17 protein-coding genes are annotated in these 16,115 nt (G+C 53.0%); 6 read left to right on the plus strand and 11 right to left on the minus strand.

Going from position 1 to position 16,115, the window contains the following annotated elements; translation table 11 throughout:
* Positions 1-64 precede the first annotated feature (64 nt).
* Together ACWKXT_RS05090 and pdeR are read left to right on the plus strand one after the other, a co-directional pair.
* On the plus strand, positions 65-1,999 hold the full coding sequence (locus ACWKXT_RS05090; protein ID WP_454531853.1) for an exoribonuclease II: 1,935 nt from the start codon (positions 65-67) through the stop codon (positions 1,997-1,999).
* A 324-nt stretch (positions 2,000-2,323) separates the two neighbouring features.
* Positions 2,324-4,315, plus strand: coding sequence for a cyclic di-GMP phosphodiesterase (gene pdeR, locus ACWKXT_RS05095; RefSeq protein ID WP_454526642.1), 1,992 nt, complete (start codon positions 2,324-2,326; stop codon positions 4,313-4,315).
* Here pdeR and ACWKXT_RS05100 read toward each other — a convergent pair.
* Positions 4,312-5,181 carry a crotonase/enoyl-CoA hydratase family protein gene (locus tag ACWKXT_RS05100; protein ID WP_454526641.1) on the minus strand — a complete coding sequence of 290 codons (870 nt, stop codon included), beginning with the start codon at positions 5,179-5,181 and terminating at the stop codon, positions 4,312-4,314. The genes pdeR and ACWKXT_RS05100 overlap by 4 nt on opposite strands.
* A 193-nt stretch (positions 5,182-5,374) precedes the next feature.
* Here ACWKXT_RS05100 and ACWKXT_RS05105 point away from each other — a divergent pair, with 193 nt between their 5' ends.
* From ACWKXT_RS05105 to osmB, 3 genes are all read left to right on the plus strand, one after another.
* A complete protein-coding gene (locus tag ACWKXT_RS05105) occupies positions 5,375-5,557 on the plus strand; it encodes a YciZ family protein (protein ID WP_080329307.1) in 183 nt (60 codons plus the stop codon).
* Between the two features lie 43 nt (positions 5,558-5,600).
* The gene (gene yciT / locus ACWKXT_RS05110) at positions 5,601-6,353 is read left to right on the plus strand and encodes a DNA-binding transcriptional regulator YciT (protein ID WP_454531854.1); all 753 of its coding nucleotides are present in this window, start codon (positions 5,601-5,603) and stop codon (positions 6,351-6,353) included.
* A gap of 263 nt (positions 6,354-6,616) precedes the next feature.
* Entirely contained in the window at positions 6,617-6,835 is a 219-nt protein-coding gene (gene osmB, locus ACWKXT_RS05115; protein ID WP_008501216.1) for an osmotically-inducible lipoprotein OsmB, read from the plus strand.
* Between the two features lie 103 nt (positions 6,836-6,938).
* Here osmB and yciH read toward each other — a convergent pair whose 3' ends face one another.
* The 5 genes from yciH to pgpB all read right to left on the minus strand — a co-directional run bounded on the left by yciH (position 6,939) and on the right by pgpB (position 10,588).
* On the minus strand, positions 6,939-7,265 hold the full coding sequence (gene yciH, locus ACWKXT_RS05120; RefSeq protein WP_454531855.1) for a stress response translation initiation inhibitor YciH: 327 nt from the start codon (positions 7,263-7,265) through the stop codon (positions 6,939-6,941).
* Positions 7,265-8,002 carry an orotidine-5'-phosphate decarboxylase gene (gene pyrF, locus ACWKXT_RS05125; protein WP_454531910.1) on the minus strand — a complete coding sequence of 246 codons (738 nt, stop codon included), beginning with the start codon at positions 8,000-8,002 and terminating at the stop codon, positions 7,265-7,267. Before pyrF ends, yciH begins: the two co-directional genes overlap by 1 nt.
* Positions 8,003-8,187: 185 nt before the next feature.
* Positions 8,188-9,357 carry a lipopolysaccharide assembly protein LapB gene (gene lapB / locus ACWKXT_RS05130; RefSeq protein ID WP_454526637.1) on the minus strand — a complete coding sequence of 390 codons (1,170 nt, stop codon included), beginning with the start codon at positions 9,355-9,357 and terminating at the stop codon, positions 8,188-8,190.
* Between the two features lie 6 nt (positions 9,358-9,363).
* Positions 9,364-9,672, minus strand: coding sequence for a LapA family protein (locus tag ACWKXT_RS05135; protein WP_080329310.1), 309 nt, complete (start codon positions 9,670-9,672; stop codon positions 9,364-9,366).
* A gap of 148 nt (positions 9,673-9,820) precedes the next feature.
* A complete protein-coding gene (gene pgpB, locus ACWKXT_RS05140) occupies positions 9,821-10,588 on the minus strand; it encodes a phosphatidylglycerophosphatase B (RefSeq protein WP_454531856.1) in 768 nt (255 codons plus the stop codon).
* A 197-nt stretch (positions 10,589-10,785) separates the two neighbouring features.
* Here pgpB and ribA point away from each other — a divergent pair, with 197 nt between their 5' ends.
* Positions 10,786-11,376: a GTP cyclohydrolase II gene (ribA, locus tag ACWKXT_RS05145; RefSeq protein ID WP_028013401.1), complete on the plus strand. Its 591-nt coding sequence runs from the start codon at positions 10,786-10,788 to the stop codon at positions 11,374-11,376.
* A 36-nt stretch (positions 11,377-11,412) separates the two neighbouring features.
* On the opposite strand, the gene acnA is transcribed toward ribA, so the two are convergent.
* From acnA to cysB, 5 genes are all read right to left on the minus strand, one after another.
* On the minus strand, positions 11,413-14,088 hold the full coding sequence (gene acnA, locus ACWKXT_RS05150) for an aconitate hydratase AcnA (protein ID WP_454531857.1): 2,676 nt from the start codon (positions 14,086-14,088) through the stop codon (positions 11,413-11,415).
* 163 nt (positions 14,089-14,251) lie between these two features.
* Positions 14,252-14,350, minus strand: a complete 99-nt coding sequence (ymiC, locus tag ACWKXT_RS05155; RefSeq protein ID WP_244288137.1) for a small membrane protein YmiC — start codon at positions 14,348-14,350, stop codon at positions 14,252-14,254.
* A 138-nt stretch (positions 14,351-14,488) separates the two neighbouring features.
* Positions 14,489-14,659: a hypothetical protein gene (locus tag ACWKXT_RS05160; protein WP_454526634.1), complete on the minus strand. Its 171-nt coding sequence runs from the start codon at positions 14,657-14,659 to the stop codon at positions 14,489-14,491.
* A 2-nt stretch (positions 14,660-14,661) separates the two neighbouring features.
* Positions 14,662-14,802: a YmiA family putative membrane protein gene (locus ACWKXT_RS05165; RefSeq protein WP_213743510.1), complete on the minus strand. Its 141-nt coding sequence runs from the start codon at positions 14,800-14,802 to the stop codon at positions 14,662-14,664.
* A gap of 338 nt (positions 14,803-15,140) precedes the next feature.
* Entirely contained in the window at positions 15,141-16,115 is a 975-nt protein-coding gene (gene cysB / locus ACWKXT_RS05170; protein WP_006175683.1) for an HTH-type transcriptional regulator CysB, read from the minus strand.

Below are 16,115 nucleotides of genomic sequence, written 5' to 3' on the forward strand. Positions count from 1 at the left end.
TTGCTGTAGCAGTGAGAATCGCGTAAAACTGTCAGCCGCTCAATGGCTACGAAAATAGAACATTATGTTTCAGGACAACCCGCTGCTAGCGCAGCTTAAACAGCAACTGCATTCCCAGACGCCGCGTGCAGAAGGGGTCGTAAAAGCCACGGAAAAGGGCTTTGGCTTCCTTGAAGTTGACGCGCAGAAAAGCTACTTCATTCCGCCACCGCAGATGAAGAAAGTCATGCATGGCGATCGCGTCATGGCCGTCATTCATACCGAGAAGGAGCGTGAGTCCGCCGAGCCGGAAGAACTGATCGAACCGTTCCTGACCCGTTTTGTGGGCAAGGTACAGAGAAAAGACGATCGCCTTTCTGTCGTGCCGGATCACCCTCTGCTGAAAGATGCCATTCCCTGCCGGGCCGCACGCGGCGTTGAGCATGATTTTAAAGACGGTGACTGGGCCGTGGCCGAAATGCGCCGTCACCCTCTGAAAGGCGACCGCGGTTTTTACGCGGAACTGACCCAGTTCATCACCTTCGGTGACGACCATTTCGTTCCATGGTGGGTTACGCTTGCGCGCCACAATCTTGAAAAAGAAGCGCCAGACGGCGTGGCAACCGAGATGCAGGACGAAGGTCTGACGCGTCGCGATCTTACTGCGCTGGAATTTGTCACCATCGACAGCGCCAGCACCGAAGATATGGACGATGCGCTCTACGCTGAAGAGAGCGACGACGGTAAACTGCATTTAACCGTCGCCATCGCCGACCCTACGGCCTGGATTGTGGAAGGCAGCAAGCTGGACGATATGGCCAAAGTGCGTTCGTTCACCAACTATCTGCCGGGCTTTAACATCCCGATGCTGCCGCGCGAACTGTCTGACGATCTCTGCTCACTGCGTCCAAATGAAGTGCGCCCGGTTCTCGCCTGCCGCATGACCATTGCCGCAGATGGCACGATTGAAGACGATATCGAATTCTTTGCTGCCACCATCGAATCAAAAGCCAAGCTGGCGTATGACAATGTCTCCGACTGGCTGGAGAACACGGGTAGCTGGAAACCTGAATCAGACGCCGTTGCGTCACAGATTCGCCTGCTGCACCGTATCTGCCTGAACCGCGGCGAATGGCGTAAAACCCACGCGCTGGTCTTCAAGGATCGTCCGGATTATCGCTTTGTTCTGGGCGAAAAAGGTGAAGTGCTGGATATCGTGGCCGAGCCGCGACGCATTGCTAACCGCATCGTCGAAGAAGCGATGATTTCCGCTAACATTTGTGCCGCACGCGTGCTGCGCGACAAGCTGGGCTTTGGTATTTACAACGTTCACACCGGATTCGATCCAGCCAATACCGAAGCGCTGGCCGCCCTGCTGAAAAATCACGATGTGCATGTTGATCCGGAAGAAGTGCTGACGCTGCCGGGCTTCTGCAAGCTTCGCCGCGAACTGGACGCGCAGCCGTCCGGTTTCCTGGACAGCCGCATTCGCCGCTTCCAGTCCTTCGCTGAGATCAGCACCGAGCCAGGCCCGCACTTCGGCCTCGGCCTGGAAGCCTATGCCACCTGGACATCTCCTATCCGTAAGTATGGCGATATGGTTAACCATCGGTTGCTGAAAGCGATTATCAAAGGCAAAACCATTGCACGTCCTCAGGACGACACGACCATTCAGATGGCCGAGCGTCGCCGCCTGAACCGCATGGCGGAGCGTGACGTTGGAGACTGGCTGTACGCGCGTTTCCTTAAGGATAAAGCCGGTACCGATACCCGCTTCGCGGCGGAGATCATTGATATCAGCCGCGGTGGGATGCGCGTCCGTCTGGTGGATAATGGTGCTGTTGCCTTTATCCCTGCCCCATTCCTGCACGCCGTTCGCGATGAACTTGTTTGTAGTCAGGAAAATGGCACCGTGCAAATTAAAGGTGAAACAGTTTACAAGGTCACGGACGTGATCGACGTAACTATCGCTGAAGTTCGTATGGAAACCCGCAGTATTATCGCGCGCCCTGTTGCCTGATAACCTGCTAAATTGTCGGCTATTTCCTTGCGGAGAGGCCGACAATTTTTCTTTTCTCTCTCCCCCGCAAAATCATCATTTTTTCTTACTATTTTCCGCCTCCGCCCGCCCAAAATTGCCATAATTATCTACAGTAAAAGAGTGCCGTCATATTCGGTTACGTGAATTTATATACGCTGTGTCTTCTTTTTTACCTGACTCGTTTTATGATAAGAAAACAGGGAAAAACAATAAGTTCACTTCGGTTTTTGCCGCTGTTTTACAACGGAAAAGTCGACTGCAAATGAATAATTTGTGCGCTAATGAGTAGCGGCGGGAGAAATCATGATTGACGATCTTGAGCAGAATTTGCTGTTTCGTTACATGGGTACTCACAGCCCCTGGTGGCGATTGTCGGCTGACAGCAACGCTCTGCATCTTGCCGCCAGCGAAAATGCCGATGTGACTCAGGTCGTGACGCTGAACGATGAACAAGCTTCACTGATTCGTCAGCTAACGGTGATCACCTCCAGCATTTCAATGGACCTCTCCCTTTATGGCGAAGAGATTCCCGTCCATCTTGTCGGGCGTAAAATAACCCGTAATGAATGGGCCGGCACAGCTTCCGCCTGGAACGATACACCCTCCGTGGCACGCGACCTGGCGCAGGGGCTTTCTTTCGCGGAACAGGTTGTTTCTGAAGCGAATTCAGTCATCGTTATTCTCGACCAAAACGGTAATATCCAGCGTTTTAACCGCCTGAGCGAAGAATACACCGGCCTGAAAGAACACGAAGTCATCGGCCAGAACGTGTTTAAGCTCTTCATGAGCCGCAGCGAAGCGGCTGCCTCGAAGCGTAACATCGCGGGTTTCTTTCGCAACGGCAGCTCTTATGAAGTGGAACGCTGGGTGAAAACGCGCAAAGGACAACGATTGTTTCTGTTCAGAAACAAGTTTGTGCACAGCGGCAGCGGTAAAAATGAAATTTTCCTTATCTGTTCCGGGACCGACATTACGGAGGAACGCCGGGCACAGGAGCGTCTGCGCGTGCTGGCCAATACCGATACCATCACCGGCTTACCAAACCGCAATGCCATCCACGAACTGATTTCTGACGCCATCCGTAGCCGCGGCGAAACGCAGATTGGCGTGGTGTATCTCGACCTGGATAATTTTAAAAAGGTCAACGATGCCTACGGGCATATGTTTGGCGATCAGTTGCTCCAGGCGGTTGCGCTCGCCATTCTGAGCTGTCTGGATGATGGACAGGTGCTGGCGCGGCTCGGCGGCGATGAGTTTATCGTGATGGCCACCAATACCTCTCAGGGTTCACTGGAAGCGATGGCATCGCGCATTCTGACCCGTCTGCGCCAGCCGTTCAGAATCGGTCTGATTGAGGTTTACACCGGTTGCTCCCTGGGGATCGCCCTCGCACCGCAGCACGGGAACGATCGGGAAAGTGTAATTCGCAATGCCGACACAGCCATGTATACCGCCAAGGAAAACGGTCGGGGTAAGTTCTGCGTCTTTTCCCCAGAAATGAACCAGCGCGTATTTGAATACCTGTGGCTGGATACCAACCTGCGTAAAGCGCTGGATAACGATCAGCTCCTGATACACTACCAGCCCAAGATGACCTGGCGCGGTGAAGTGAGAAGTCTTGAAGCGCTGGTCCGCTGGCAGTCGCCCGAGCGCGGCCTGATCCCGCCGCTGGAATTTATCTCCTACGCCGAGGAGTCGGGGCTGATTGTGCCGCTGGGCCGCTGGGTCATGCTGGATGTGGTTCGCCAGGTGGCGAAATGGCGTGACAAGGGGATTAATCTGCGGGTGGCCGTGAACGTCTCTGCACGTCAGCTGGCCGACCAGACCATATTCAGTGACTTAAAGCAGGCGCTGAAGGATCTGCATTTTGAGTACTGCCCTATCGACGTAGAGTTAACCGAAAGTTGTCTTATTGAAAACGAAGAGCTGGCGCTCTCCGTGATCCAGCAATTCAGCCGCCTCGGGGCGCAAATTCATCTGGATGATTTTGGTACCGGCTATTCTTCCCTTTCCCAGCTGGCGCGTTTTCCAATCGATGCCATTAAGCTCGATCAATCCTTTGTCAGGGATATCCACAAGCAGCCGGTCTCACAGTCTCTGGTACGCGCCATTGTCGCAGTAGCCCAGGCGTTAAATCTGCAGGTGATCGCCGAAGGGGTGGAGAACGCGAAAGAAGACGCCTTTCTGACCAAGAACGGCGTCAACGAACGACAGGGTTTTCTTTTCGCTAAGCCGATGCCCGCTGCCGCATTCGAGCGATGGCTAAAACGCTATCAGGCGCGCCAGATGCGTTAGCTTGCTTTGCGTAAACCCGCCGAAGGATGGCGGTTCTGCAGCATCACCAGGCGCTCCATGTAGGCGATATCTTTCGGCTCAAGGCAGAAAGCGGCATCCACCCAGTCTTCCGTGATGTCCATCAGCTCGCTGCGCGGTAGCTGCAGTACGCGCGTACGGGCACGCAACATGGCTCTTACGCCGTTCAGTTTTGGCCGCAAGGTGTCGATGAACGTCCTGACGGACACGTAGCTTTGGCCGGGTTCAAACAGCATATCCACCAGGCCGTGCTGTTCATACCATTCAGCCGTATGGGATTCCCCTTTGTAGATAAGTTCCTCCGCCAGCTTCATGCCTGAACGGCGTGCTACCAGCGAATATCCCCCCATGCCCGGAAATAAATTGAAGGCAATCTCCGGGAAGCCTAACCGGGCATCGCGCTGTGCCAGAACGAAATGGTGCGCCAGAGCGGCCTCAAATCCGCCCCCTAACGCGCTACCTTCGACCATGGCCAGCGTGATAGCCCCCGTATCAAACCCTTTTGATGCCGCATGGACGCAATCAACGCAGGCGCGGGCATACGCCCGTAACGCTTCACGACGTCCGTTCTGAATGCATTCGACGAAGAACTGTAAATCACCTCCGACGTTATACATTTCGGGCACCAGCGAGCCGGTGATCCAAAAATCGACTGCAAAGCCTGACTGACGAACCAGCCATGACAGGTTCATGATCTCCTCTATTAACGCGTGGTTGAAGCAAGGCCGAGGCTGAGCCCGCAGCATCATCCAGACGGTATGTCGCTCCGCCTCGTAATATGCTGACAGCTGCGTGAAACGTTCAGTATCGGTAAACAATGTGCAGGTAGGCTGATTGATAACTGACATAGTCTAATTCCTCATATAAAAAAGCGCCTTGCGCGCAGTTTTAGACTAATCCACACATTAAGCCTGCTGCTTGAGGGGGAATAAATTTATCACTTCCGTTTATGTCATTTCGTTAGTGCATTTTTTCCCTTCTCTTTTGACCCTATTTTCTGCATCATTGAAAATATTCACTTTTCGCTCATGGGGAGAGATTATGTCTACTATTGATCCACAAGCTGTAGCACAACGTATTGATACCGTGCTGGATATCCTGGTGGCGGGTGATTATCACTCTGCGATCCGTAATCTTGAGATCCTGAAGTCTGAACTTCTTGCTCAGAATGGAGCCGACAACGCTCCTGAAAACCGACAGCCAAAAGCGCCGTGGGAAGTGTAATCCCACCCTTTCCGACCTCATTTCGCTTTACTAATTGGATGCTATGAATTCCCGACAACAACTCATTTTGCAGATGGTCATCGATCAGGGACGCGTAAGCGTTGTCGATCTTGCGAAAACCACCGGCGTTTCCGAAGTGACAATCCGACAGGATCTCAACCTGCTGGAAAAACAGAGCTACCTGCGCCGTGCGCATGGCTACGCCGTGCCGCTGGATAGCGAGGACGTTGAAACGCGCATGATGAACAACTATGCGCTTAAACGTGAACTGGCAGAATTCGCCGCGTCGCTGGTAAACAATGGTGAGACGGTCTTTATTGAAAACGGCAGCTGCAACGCGCTTCTGGCGCGTACGCTTGCTGACCAAAAAGACATTACTATCATCACCGTCAGCAGCTATATCGCCCATTTGCTCAAAGAGACGCGCTGTGAGGTCATTTTGCTTGGCGGCATTTACCAGAAAAAAAGCGAAAGCATGGTCGGCCCACTGACCCGGCAGTATGTCCAGCAGGTCCATTTCAGCAAGGCCTTCATCGGTATTGACGGCTGGCAGCCGGAGACAGGCTTCACCGGCCGGGACATGATGCGCTCCGACGTGGTTAATGCCGTACTGGAGAAGGAGTGTGAAGCCATTGTGCTCACGGACAGCTCAAAGTTTGGCGCCGTTCACCCTTACACCATGGGTCCGGTCTCTCGCTTTAGCCGCGTAATCACCGATGAAAGATTGAGTGACGCGCACCGTAATAAACTGGAAGAAGACGGTTTGATCGTCGATATTATTAATACGGCCGCCTGAATCATCTTCGCGCCCGTATTTCGGGCGCACGTTTAGCCCTTCGTCTGAGATGATTCCTATCCCTCCTTTAAGAGTTTTTACCTGTTTAACCGGCCCTAAAGTCGTAAAATTAATGTTAGCGATATAACAGGAAGTGACTATCACCTGCGTGATTACGTAACGCCTGCGCGACAAGCTTTCACGGAAAAAAGAATTAGGTATTCATTGTGTCTATACTTAATGTGTACATCTTTCCGTGAATCGATAATTCAGGAGAAAGTATTATGACCTTAACCAGCAAAAAATTAGCCGCCGCTGTTCTGGCAATCACTGTAGCAATGTCCCTGAGCGCGTGCTCTAACTGGTCTAAACGTGACCGTAACACCGCTATCGGTGCCGGTGCTGGCGCGCTCGGTGGTGCAGTATTAACAGATGGTAGTACGCTGGGTACATTAGGTGGCGCTGCTGTCGGTGGTATTATCGGTCACCAGGTTGGCAAATAATTATTCTATAGCCTTCCCGGATATTGCGCATTTGAACGCATTTCAGGTCTGACTAACGCACGTATATAACACGAGCCACGGCATTTGCCGTGGCTCATTTATTTTAACCGCCCGCCAGTTTGACTTTCATGCCTTTGGCTTCAAGCAGCGATTTAATTAAATCGCGTTTATCACCCTGAATCTCAATAATGCCATCCTTAACGGCACCACCGCAGCCACATTTCTTTTTCAGTTCCGCTGCGAGCTTGTTCAGCTCTGCATCATCCAGTTCAATCCCGGAGATAAGGCAGACCCCTTTTCCTTTTCGTCCACTGGTTTGACGCTGGATACGAACAATGCCGTCGCCTTTCGGACGTTCAGCTTTCATTTTCGGCTCGTCTATGCGCCCGCTCTCCGTTGAGTAGACCAGACGACTATTGGAATCGGTCATTACGCCCCCTTTTTCAGTGATGCGTTGATAGCCTTAAGCGTTTCCGCCGGGTTTGCTGACTGTGTCACCGGCCGACCGATTACCATGTAATCGACACCAGCCGCCAGAGCCTGCTCAGGCGTCATGATACGGCGCTGATCGCCCACGTCGCTGCCAGCAGGCCGAATGCCCGGCGTGACCAGTTTGAAATCTTTGCCCAGTTCAGACTTAAAGCGCACCGCTTCCTGCGCGGAGCAGACGACGCCATCGAGACCGCAATTCTGCGTCAGACGCGCGAGACGCTCAGCATGATCGGCAGGTGACAACGTCACGCCAAGGTCGCGTAAATCGCTTTCATCCATACTTGTCAGTACAGTGACCGCAATCAGTAATGGGGCATCGTTGCCGAACGGCAGAAGCGCTTCGCGGGCGGCTGTCATCATTCTCGCCCCGCCAGAGGCATGCACGTTGACCATCCATACCCCCAGCTCTGCGGCAGCGGTTACAGCGTGCGCCGTGGTGTTCGGGATATCATGGAATTTGAGATCGAGGAAAACATCGAAACCGCGCTGCTGCAGATCGCGGACGATTTGCGGCCCAAACAGCGTGAACATCTCTTTTCCAACTTTCAGACGGCAATCGCGAGGATCGATACCGTCAACAAAGGCCAGTGCTGCGTCACGCTTATTGTAATCAAGCGCAACAACAACAGGAGAATCCGTAATTACGCGGGAAGTGGAGGATGTAACAGACGTCATGACCAGCCCTTTTCGTCTATGGGCGCGCAGCGGCGCGGAACAGATAAACGGCGAGCATTCTACCTGCCGCCGTCGCAAAATGACAGAAGCCATTTACGCCCCTGCCAGGCCAGCAAACCGCACGGTGTTCAAAGAACGGTAAAAGTGATCAGTATGTTGTAACTAAAATGTTCTGTTTTAAAAAATTACTGCCCGTCCAGGCCACGGATTGGCTTGATGGTGGACCATGCCCGGCAGGAAGGACAGTGCCAGTAGAGCGTATAGGCGGTAAAGCCACACTTCTGGCAGCGGTAGCGCGGCTTGCTGCGTACCTGCTCGCCAACCATGTCGCGCAGTACCATCAGACTCTCTTTGGCGCGCCCTTCTTCCGCATCATTCAGGTGGTAGTCCATCAGCTTATGGAATACCCGCATAGTTGGATGACGCTGCAGCTGGCGCGTAATATACACCTGCGCGGTATCACTCCCCTCATACTGTTCAACCACGTCTGAAAGCATCAGCTCAGCAGTCGCGCCGGTATTCTCTTCCACGCAACGGCGCAGGAATGCCACCCACTCTTCCTGCTTGTCCAACTGCTGATAGCAGGTTTGCAGCATTTCCAGCGTTTCACTGACCAGCTCTTTGTCCTGGTCGATCACCCGCAGCAGGCTTTCAACGGCTTTAGCGTAATCGCCATTCGCCATGAACACGCGCCCCATCATGATGGAGATACGTGCGCTATTGCGGTCCGCGGCGGCGCCTTTCTTCAGCAACGCCATGGCTTTGTCCATGTCGTCGTTGCCCATCTGCTGAAGCGCAAGCTCACAGTAGAAATGAGCGATTTCAACGCGCTGCTTGTCTTTACCGAGCTTCACCAGACGTTCGGCAGTATCAATGGCTTTCTGCCAGTCGCTGGTGGCCTGGTAAATCTGCAGTAATTGCTGCAACGCGCCAATGCGGAAATCCGTTTCATCCACCAGCTGCGTGAACATATCTTCTGCGCGATCGTACAACCCTGCGGCCATGTAATCCCGCCCCAGCTGTTGTACCGCAAGAAGACGTTGATCGTAGGTCAGGGAGGCGCTTTCCATCAGGGTCTGGTGGATACGGATGGCGCGATCTACCTCGCCGCGCGAGCGGAAGAGGTTGCCGAGCGTAAGATGGGCTTCAACGGTGCCGGTATCCTCTTTCAGCATATCGAGGAACAGGTCTACCGCTTTATCCTGCTGATTGCTCAGGAGGAAGTTCACCCCTGCAACGTAGTCGCGGGAGAGTCGGTTTGCCTCATCCTGTTTTGTTTGTTGCGCACTTCTGCGGCCCATATACCAGCCATAGGCAGCGGCTACAGGCAAAAGCAGAAACAACAACTCCAGCATAGTCGATTATTCCTTCACGACCGGCACACCAGAGCTTTCCGGAATGTCGGACGCAGGCGCAATGTGCTGTTCAAGTCGTTTAATTTTACGTTCAGCGCGCGCAAGAGAAACACGAACTTTCAACCAGAAGAGACCACAAACCAGCCAGCCGATGGCAAAACCCGCAGCAAATAAGACCGCCAGCAGGCTAGAGACACGATACTCTCCCTGCGCCAGCAGATAGTTAAACGTCACCTGTTGATCGTTTTGTGCACCCAATGTGACTGAAATGACAAAAATCGCCAATACCAGTAAGAAAATGAGTAAATATTTCACATTACTTCCCGTTATGTGGTTCAAGCGAATAAAGTGTGTTCAACTCACCGCAATCAGCCTTATAAACTACCATTTTAGCGACGGGCGCGAAACGGAAAAAGTAACGCGCACGTCATGGATTTATGGGCGAAATGCACAATATCAACCGTCAGGCGTCGCTTTGCTCCCGTTCGGCGATCTCTTCTTTCTCTTCAGGCGGCGGTGTGAGCGGGCCGCAGAACCGTTCCGCAAGCCAGGTGGCCAGCGTTACCAGCATCCAGGAGATCAGCGTTGCGACCACCAGATCTCGCGGCCAGTGCATCCCCAGCAATAAGCGGCTACCCATTACACCCGTTGCCCAGACCAGTAACACCGCGATGGTGATTGTGCGTCGCCTTGGCCAGAGCAGCCCGACGGCCAGCAATGCCCAGCTTGCCGCAAACATCGTGTGGCCAGAAGGAAATGCGAAGCCCGTCTCTTTTTGCCAGTGTTTACGCAGGAATTTTGGAATATCTTCCTGTTCCGCAAGCTGTTCTTTTACCAGCGCGCCGCGATCTTTACGCTTTAAAGTGTAGAACTCATCCACCGGAACATGGTGTGCTTTTTCCAGCCAGACGACAAACGGCCTGGGCTCCTGAACGTGACTTTTTACCCATGACTTCACGCCCTGCCCAATAATGATTGCGCCACCGAGGATAGCAAAGAGCATCAGCGCCGCGCGCAGTCGAAAGCGCAGACACCACAGAAACCAGCCGCATAGGAGGACGTGGGTAATAATTCCCCACGGCTGCGTGACCGTTTCCGTGACCCAGTACAACGTTTTTAGCCACGTAACATTCTGTCCAGGCTCCCACATCCAGCCGGATATCCATACGGCCAAAGGCATAATCAGTAAAATGGCCGCGCCTGCTGCCGTACGTCTGGCGATTGAAAGCATGTCTTCTCCTTTTTCGCTAAGCCCCACAATCATAACTGAAATTGATTCAATGAGTGGATATGTCGGATCGTGCGTTTAACATTCATATAGCATGGCGCCCATTAGGCGAACGTGCTGAGCTTGTGGCAAAATGAACAGATACAGAAAGCAAAACAGGCGCAAGGCACGAAACGTGTCAGCCTACTCTGGAGAATCACATGCAGCTTAAACGTGTGGCAGAAGCCAAACTGCCAACCCCATGGGGCGATTTCCTGATGGTGGGATTTGAAGAACTGGCAACCGGACAGGATCATGTCGCGCTGGTCTACGGTGACATTTCAGGACAGACGCCGGTGCTGTCCCGTGTCCATTCGGAGTGTTTGACGGGCGATGCGTTGTTCAGCCTGCGCTGTGATTGCGGTTTCCAGCTGGAAGCGGCCCTTACCCATATTGCTGAAGAAGGTCGCGGTGTGCTGCTTTATCACCGTCAGGAAGGTCGTAATATTGGCCTGCTGAATAAAATCCGCGCTTACGCGCTTCAGGACCAGGGCTACGATACGGTCGAAGCAAACCATCAGCTTGGCTTTGCCGCCGATGAACGTGACTTCACCCTCTGCGCCGATATGTTCAAGCTGCTTGGCGTGGACGAGGTTCGCCTGCTGACCAATAACCCGAAAAAAGTGGAGATCCTCACCGAAGCAGGGATCAACATCGTCGAACGCGTGCCGCTGATTGTCGGCCGCAACCCGAAAAATGCCCACTACCTCGATACCAAAGCGGCCAAAATGGGCCATCTGCTGAAAGAGTAACAGTAAAAAGCCCGGCTCAAGTGCCGGGCTTTTTTATCAATCCAGCATCTTCCGGATCACGTAATGTAAAATGCCGTCATTCTGGTAATAGGTGAGCTCGGTTGCCGTATCAATACGACACCGGCAATCCAGCACCTCGGTTTTCCCGTCTGCCCGCGTTAACTTCACCGGCACCGTTTTACCCGGCTGCAGGTTTTGCAGACCGCTAATATCAATCTGCTCTTCTCCGGTCAGGCCCAGCGTTTTACGCGTGACGCCCTGCGGGAACTCAAGCGGCAGGATCCCCATGCCGATCAGGTTTGAGCGGTGAATACGTTCGAACGATTCGGCGATTACCACGCGAACACCGAGCAGACGCGGGCCTTTTGCCGCCCAGTCACGGCTGGAGCCGGAACCGTACTCTTTCCCGGCGATCACCGCCAGCGGCGTACCTTCCTGTTGATATTTGACGGCCGCATCATAAATCGACACGACTTCAGTCCCCGGCAGATGGCGCGTCATGCCCCCTTCCACGCCTGGCACCATTTCGTTGCGGATGCGGATGTTGGCAAACGTCCCGCGCATCATCACTTCATGGTTACCACGCCGTGAGCCGTAGGAGTTAAAATCACGGCGTTCAACGCCCCGGCTTTGCAGATAACGTCCTGCCGGGCTGTCGGCTTTAATGCTGCCCGCAGGCGAAATATGGTCGGTAGTGACGGAGTCTCCCAGCATCGCCAGAATGCGCGCACCGTGGATATCCCGAAGCGGTGCAGGTTCGGCCAGCATTTCATCGAAGAACGGTGACAGGCGAATATAGGTCGAGTCGTCCTGCCAGTCATAGGTATCTGAACCCACAACGTTGATGGCTTTCCATTCCGGCGTGCCTTCAAACACTTCCGCATACTCCTTGCGGAACATCTCAGTGGAGACTTTTTCAACCGCAAGCGCGATTTCACGCGCGGACGGCCAGATATCTTTCAGGTAGACCGGGTCATTCTTACGGTCGTGGCCAATAGGATCGGTCGCCAGGTTAATATTCATGTTGCCGGCCAGCGCGTACGCCACCACCAGCGGCGGCGAGGCCAGCCAGTTGGTTTTCACCAGCGGATGAATACGCCCTTCAAAGTTACGGTTGCCGGACAGAACTGCACCAACCGTCAGATCGCCCTGCTTGATCGCCGTTTCAATAGGTTCAGGCAGCGGACCGGAGTTACCGATGCAGGTGGTACAGCCGTAACCCACGAGATTAAAGCCCAGCTCGTCAAGATACGGAGTCAGTCTTGCCTGCGCCAGGTAATCCGATACAACTTTAGAGCCGGGCGCCAGGGAGGCTTTGACCCAGGGCTGTGGTTTAAGCCCCATCTCAACCGCTTTTTTTGCCAGCAGCCCGGCTGCCATCAATACGCTGGGGTTTGAGGTGTTGGTGCAGGAGGTAATGGCGGCAATGACAACCGCACCGTCCGGAAGCTGATATTGATGCCCGTTCAGAACATAGTCGATTGGGCGATGGTCTTTCTTCGCCACGTTGACTTCCAGCTCGTTGCTGGCGGCAAACGCTTTTGGCACGTCGGTCAAGGCCACGCGATCCTGCGGACGTTTTGGTCCGGCGAGGCTCGCCTCAACGCTACCCATGTCCAGTTCAAGCGAGCTGGTGAAGACCGGTTCATCGCCCGGATTGCGCCACATTCCCTGCGCTTTGGTGTAAGCCTCAACCAGGGCAACCTGCTCTTCGCTGCGCCCGCTCAGGCGCATGTACTCCAGCGTGACATCATCAATGGGGAAAAAGCCGCAGGTTGCGCCATATTCCGGCGCCATATTGGCAATTGTTGCGCGATCGGCGAGCGGCAGTGAATCCAGCCCGTCGCCGTAGAATTCGACAAACTTGCCTACCACGCCATGCTTACGCAGCATCTGGGTGACGGTCAGCACCAGATCGGTGGCGGTAATGCCTTCAGACAGTTTGCCTGTCAGTTTGAAGCCCACGACATCAGGAATGAGCATGGAGACCGGCTGACCTAGCATGGCGGCTTCCGCTTCGATACCGCCGACACCCCATCCCAGCACACCAAGGCCGTTAATCATGGTGGTGTGGGAATCGGTGCCCACCAGCGTGTCCGGATAAGCCACCCACTCTTTGTCCTGCAATTCACTCCAGACGGCTTTACCGAGATATTCAAGGTTAACCTGGTGGCAAATACCGGTGCCTGGTGGAACCACGCTAAAGCGGCTGAATGCCTGCTGGCCCCACTTCAGGAAAACATACCGCTCGTGGTTACGTTCCATTTCCAGACGCACGTTTTCGCCAAAGGCGTCGTCATCACCAAAGTGGTCAACCGTTACGGAGTGGTCAATCACGAGGTCAACGGGGGAAAGCGGATTCACTTTGGCCGTATCGCCGCCGAGGCGTTTAACCGCCTCACGCATGGCGGCGAGATCCACCACGGCAGGCACGCCGGTAAAGTCCTGCATCAGGACCCTTGCCGGGCGGTAGGCAATTTCTCTGTCGGCATGGGCATGCTTCAACCACCCCGCCAGCGCCTGGATATCTTCGAGAGTGACGGAATCACCGTCCTGCCAGCGTAAGAGGTTTTCCAGCAAAACTTTCAAGGACTTGGGTAAACGCGAAATGTCCCCAAGCGTTCTGGCAGCCAGCGGCAGGCTATAGTAGTGCCAGGTTTTATTTTCTGCCTGTAACGTGTCCTTACTGGCTTCGCGTAGGGTTAACGACATAAGCTCCTCCTTAATTACAGAGATGTCCTGACAATCATCAGGGCCGTAATTAAAGATAACACAAAGATGTCGTAACGTTTTGATAACAACCCAAATTGATAAATTTAGGAATGGTCCAGAGGGCGGTAAAACAAAAAACCTCGCCGCAGCGAGGTTTTATCATTTAGCGGAAGGCCAGCCAGATGAGCTGACTCCAGAACAGAATCGACAGGGTAAAAACGCCGATCCATGACCAGTATTTGTGAGACGTCATGTTATTCATCATAGGGACACCAGGCATTATTTATTAAACATTCCGAGGCAGGTCCTCAGTGCTATATTGCTGATGTGTATTTATTAAAGAGTACAAAGGTGCATAGTCATTATTCAGACTAAATGCATCATTACGCAATAAACTAAATTATTGTTTTTTGGGTTCGTCTTCTGCGAACACATCAATAAAAGCTTGCTGTTGTGGCGTCAGTTTCCAGGATGCAGGCACAACTGTTGCAGGCGCCTTACGTCCTTTGTGAACCGTGTCATGAGGCTGACACATTTTTTTTACCGCTTCGGTGCGTACCGTCACTGCCATATTCAACCCCAATATTTCCAGGCCAGGAGAGCAACCATCACCCAGAACAGGGCGGAGACGAGAAAGACCGCCAGCCAGGCTTTACGCTTGAGCGCAGGATCCCTTTGCGGTTCTTCACTTCCTGAAGGCATTGCTAACCTCATACAATCGATATCACTTATCATTTAGGACCAAACAATTGGTACAATTAATCATCTGTTGAGATAAATCCTAAAGAAACTTTAGCCGAAAAGCCAGTGAATTTACGCATCATGAGGTATGAAATATTCAATCTTTTGACCCGAAATAAATAATTGAAAAGAAAAATTTGCGTAGCGGTTAATTAGTTTCTATTTTTGTCGCCAATTCACGACATTAAAACCACAAGAATGAAAAGGATAATGACAATATATGGCAGGGGAAGTGCAGATGATGATAATTCTAATTTAGCTTTAAGCCGATATTTCGGTATCTTTCCCTGTGGGAAAGATACCGGGAGTGATTATTTTGCAGGGAGTTTGATATCTTTAAACATCTCTTCAATATCTTCATTCGAGCGTAATGCCACGGCGGTATCTACCACGTCACGCGTTAAATGTGGGGCAAAGCGCTGAATAAAATCATACATATAGCTGCGCAGGAAGGTGCTGCGACGGAAGCCAATTTTTGTCGTGCTATGGCTGAAAATATCATGCGCATCAAGACGCACCAGGTCAGGGTCGGACACAGGGTCGACCGCCATGCTGGCAATCACCCCTACTCCCAGCCCAAGCCGCACATAGGTTTTAATGACGTCGGCATCGGTAGCGGTAAAGACAATGCGCGGCGTTAAACCTGCCCGGTTAAATGCAGTATCAAGCTCGGAGCGCCCGGTAAAGCCAAATGTGTAGGTGACCAAAGGATATTGCGCCAGCTCTTCGATCGTCACCGACCCTTTACCCGCCAGCGGATGATCGGGGGTGACCACGATGGAGCGGTTCCAGTGATAGCACGGGAGCATGACCAGATCGTCATACAGGTGAAGCGCTTCGGTGGCGATGGCAAAGTCTGCATTACCCTTGGAAACGGCCTCAGCAATTTGCGTTGGTGACCCCTGATGCATATGCAAAGAGACGCGCGGGTAACGCTCAATAAAGCCTTTAATGACGCCAGGCAGTGCATAGCGCGCCTGGGTATGAGTGGTGGCAATATAGAGTGAGCCCTTATCCGGCCAGGTGTGTTCACCCGCTACAGATTTAATCGCATCGACTTTAGAGAGGACTTCTCGCGCAATGCGGATGATCTCCTGCCCCGCAGGCGTCACCTGCGTAAGATGCTTACCGCTGCGGGCGAAAATCTGAATACCTAATTCGTCCTCAAGCATGCGAACCTGCTTGCTGATGCCCGGCTGAGAGGTATATAACCCCTCGGCAGTGGAAGAGACATTAAGGTTGTGATTTACCACCTCAACGATATAACGAAGCTGCTGTAATTTCAT

The sequence above is a fragment of the Enterobacter sp. UPMP701 genome, assembly GCF_053709515.1.

Excerpts from the sequence above, each read along its gene's own strand:
- ACWKXT_RS05090 (WP_454531853.1), top strand. The coding sequence starts at position 65 with ATGTTTCAGGACAACCCGCTGCTAGCGCAGCTTAAACAGCAACTGCAT.
- pdeR (WP_454526642.1), top strand. The coding sequence starts at position 2,324 with ATGATTGACGATCTTGAGCAGAATTTGCTGTTTCGTTACATGGGTACT.
- ACWKXT_RS05100 (WP_454526641.1), bottom strand. The coding sequence starts at position 5,181 with ATGTCAGTTATCAATCAGCCTACCTGCACATTGTTTACCGATACTGAA.
- ACWKXT_RS05105 (WP_080329307.1), top strand. The coding sequence starts at position 5,375 with ATGTCTACTATTGATCCACAAGCTGTAGCACAACGTATTGATACCGTG.
- yciT (WP_454531854.1), top strand. The coding sequence starts at position 5,601 with ATGAATTCCCGACAACAACTCATTTTGCAGATGGTCATCGATCAGGGA.
- osmB (WP_008501216.1), top strand. The coding sequence starts at position 6,617 with ATGACCTTAACCAGCAAAAAATTAGCCGCCGCTGTTCTGGCAATCACT.
- yciH (WP_454531855.1), bottom strand. The coding sequence starts at position 7,265 with ATGACCGATTCCAATAGTCGTCTGGTCTACTCAACGGAGAGCGGGCGC.
- pyrF (WP_454531910.1), bottom strand. The coding sequence starts at position 8,002 with ATGACGTCTGTTACATCCTCCACTTCCCGCGTAATTACGGATTCTCCT.
- lapB (WP_454526637.1), bottom strand. The coding sequence starts at position 9,357 with ATGCTGGAGTTGTTGTTTCTGCTTTTGCCTGTAGCCGCTGCCTATGGC.
- pgpB (WP_454531856.1), bottom strand. The coding sequence starts at position 10,588 with ATGCTTTCAATCGCCAGACGTACGGCAGCAGGCGCGGCCATTTTACTG.
- ribA (WP_028013401.1), top strand. The coding sequence starts at position 10,786 with ATGCAGCTTAAACGTGTGGCAGAAGCCAAACTGCCAACCCCATGGGGC.
- acnA (WP_454531857.1), bottom strand. The coding sequence starts at position 14,088 with ATGTCGTTAACCCTACGCGAAGCCAGTAAGGACACGTTACAGGCAGAA.
- ymiC (WP_244288137.1), bottom strand. The coding sequence starts at position 14,350 with ATGAATAACATGACGTCTCACAAATACTGGTCATGGATCGGCGTTTTT.
- ACWKXT_RS05160 (WP_454526634.1), bottom strand. The coding sequence starts at position 14,659 with ATGGCAGTGACGGTACGCACCGAAGCGGTAAAAAAAATGTGTCAGCCT.
- ACWKXT_RS05165 (WP_213743510.1), bottom strand. The coding sequence starts at position 14,802 with ATGAGGTTAGCAATGCCTTCAGGAAGTGAAGAACCGCAAAGGGATCCT.
- cysB (WP_006175683.1), bottom strand. The coding sequence starts at position 16,115 with ATGAAATTACAGCAGCTTCGTTATATCGTTGAGGTGGTAAATCACAAC.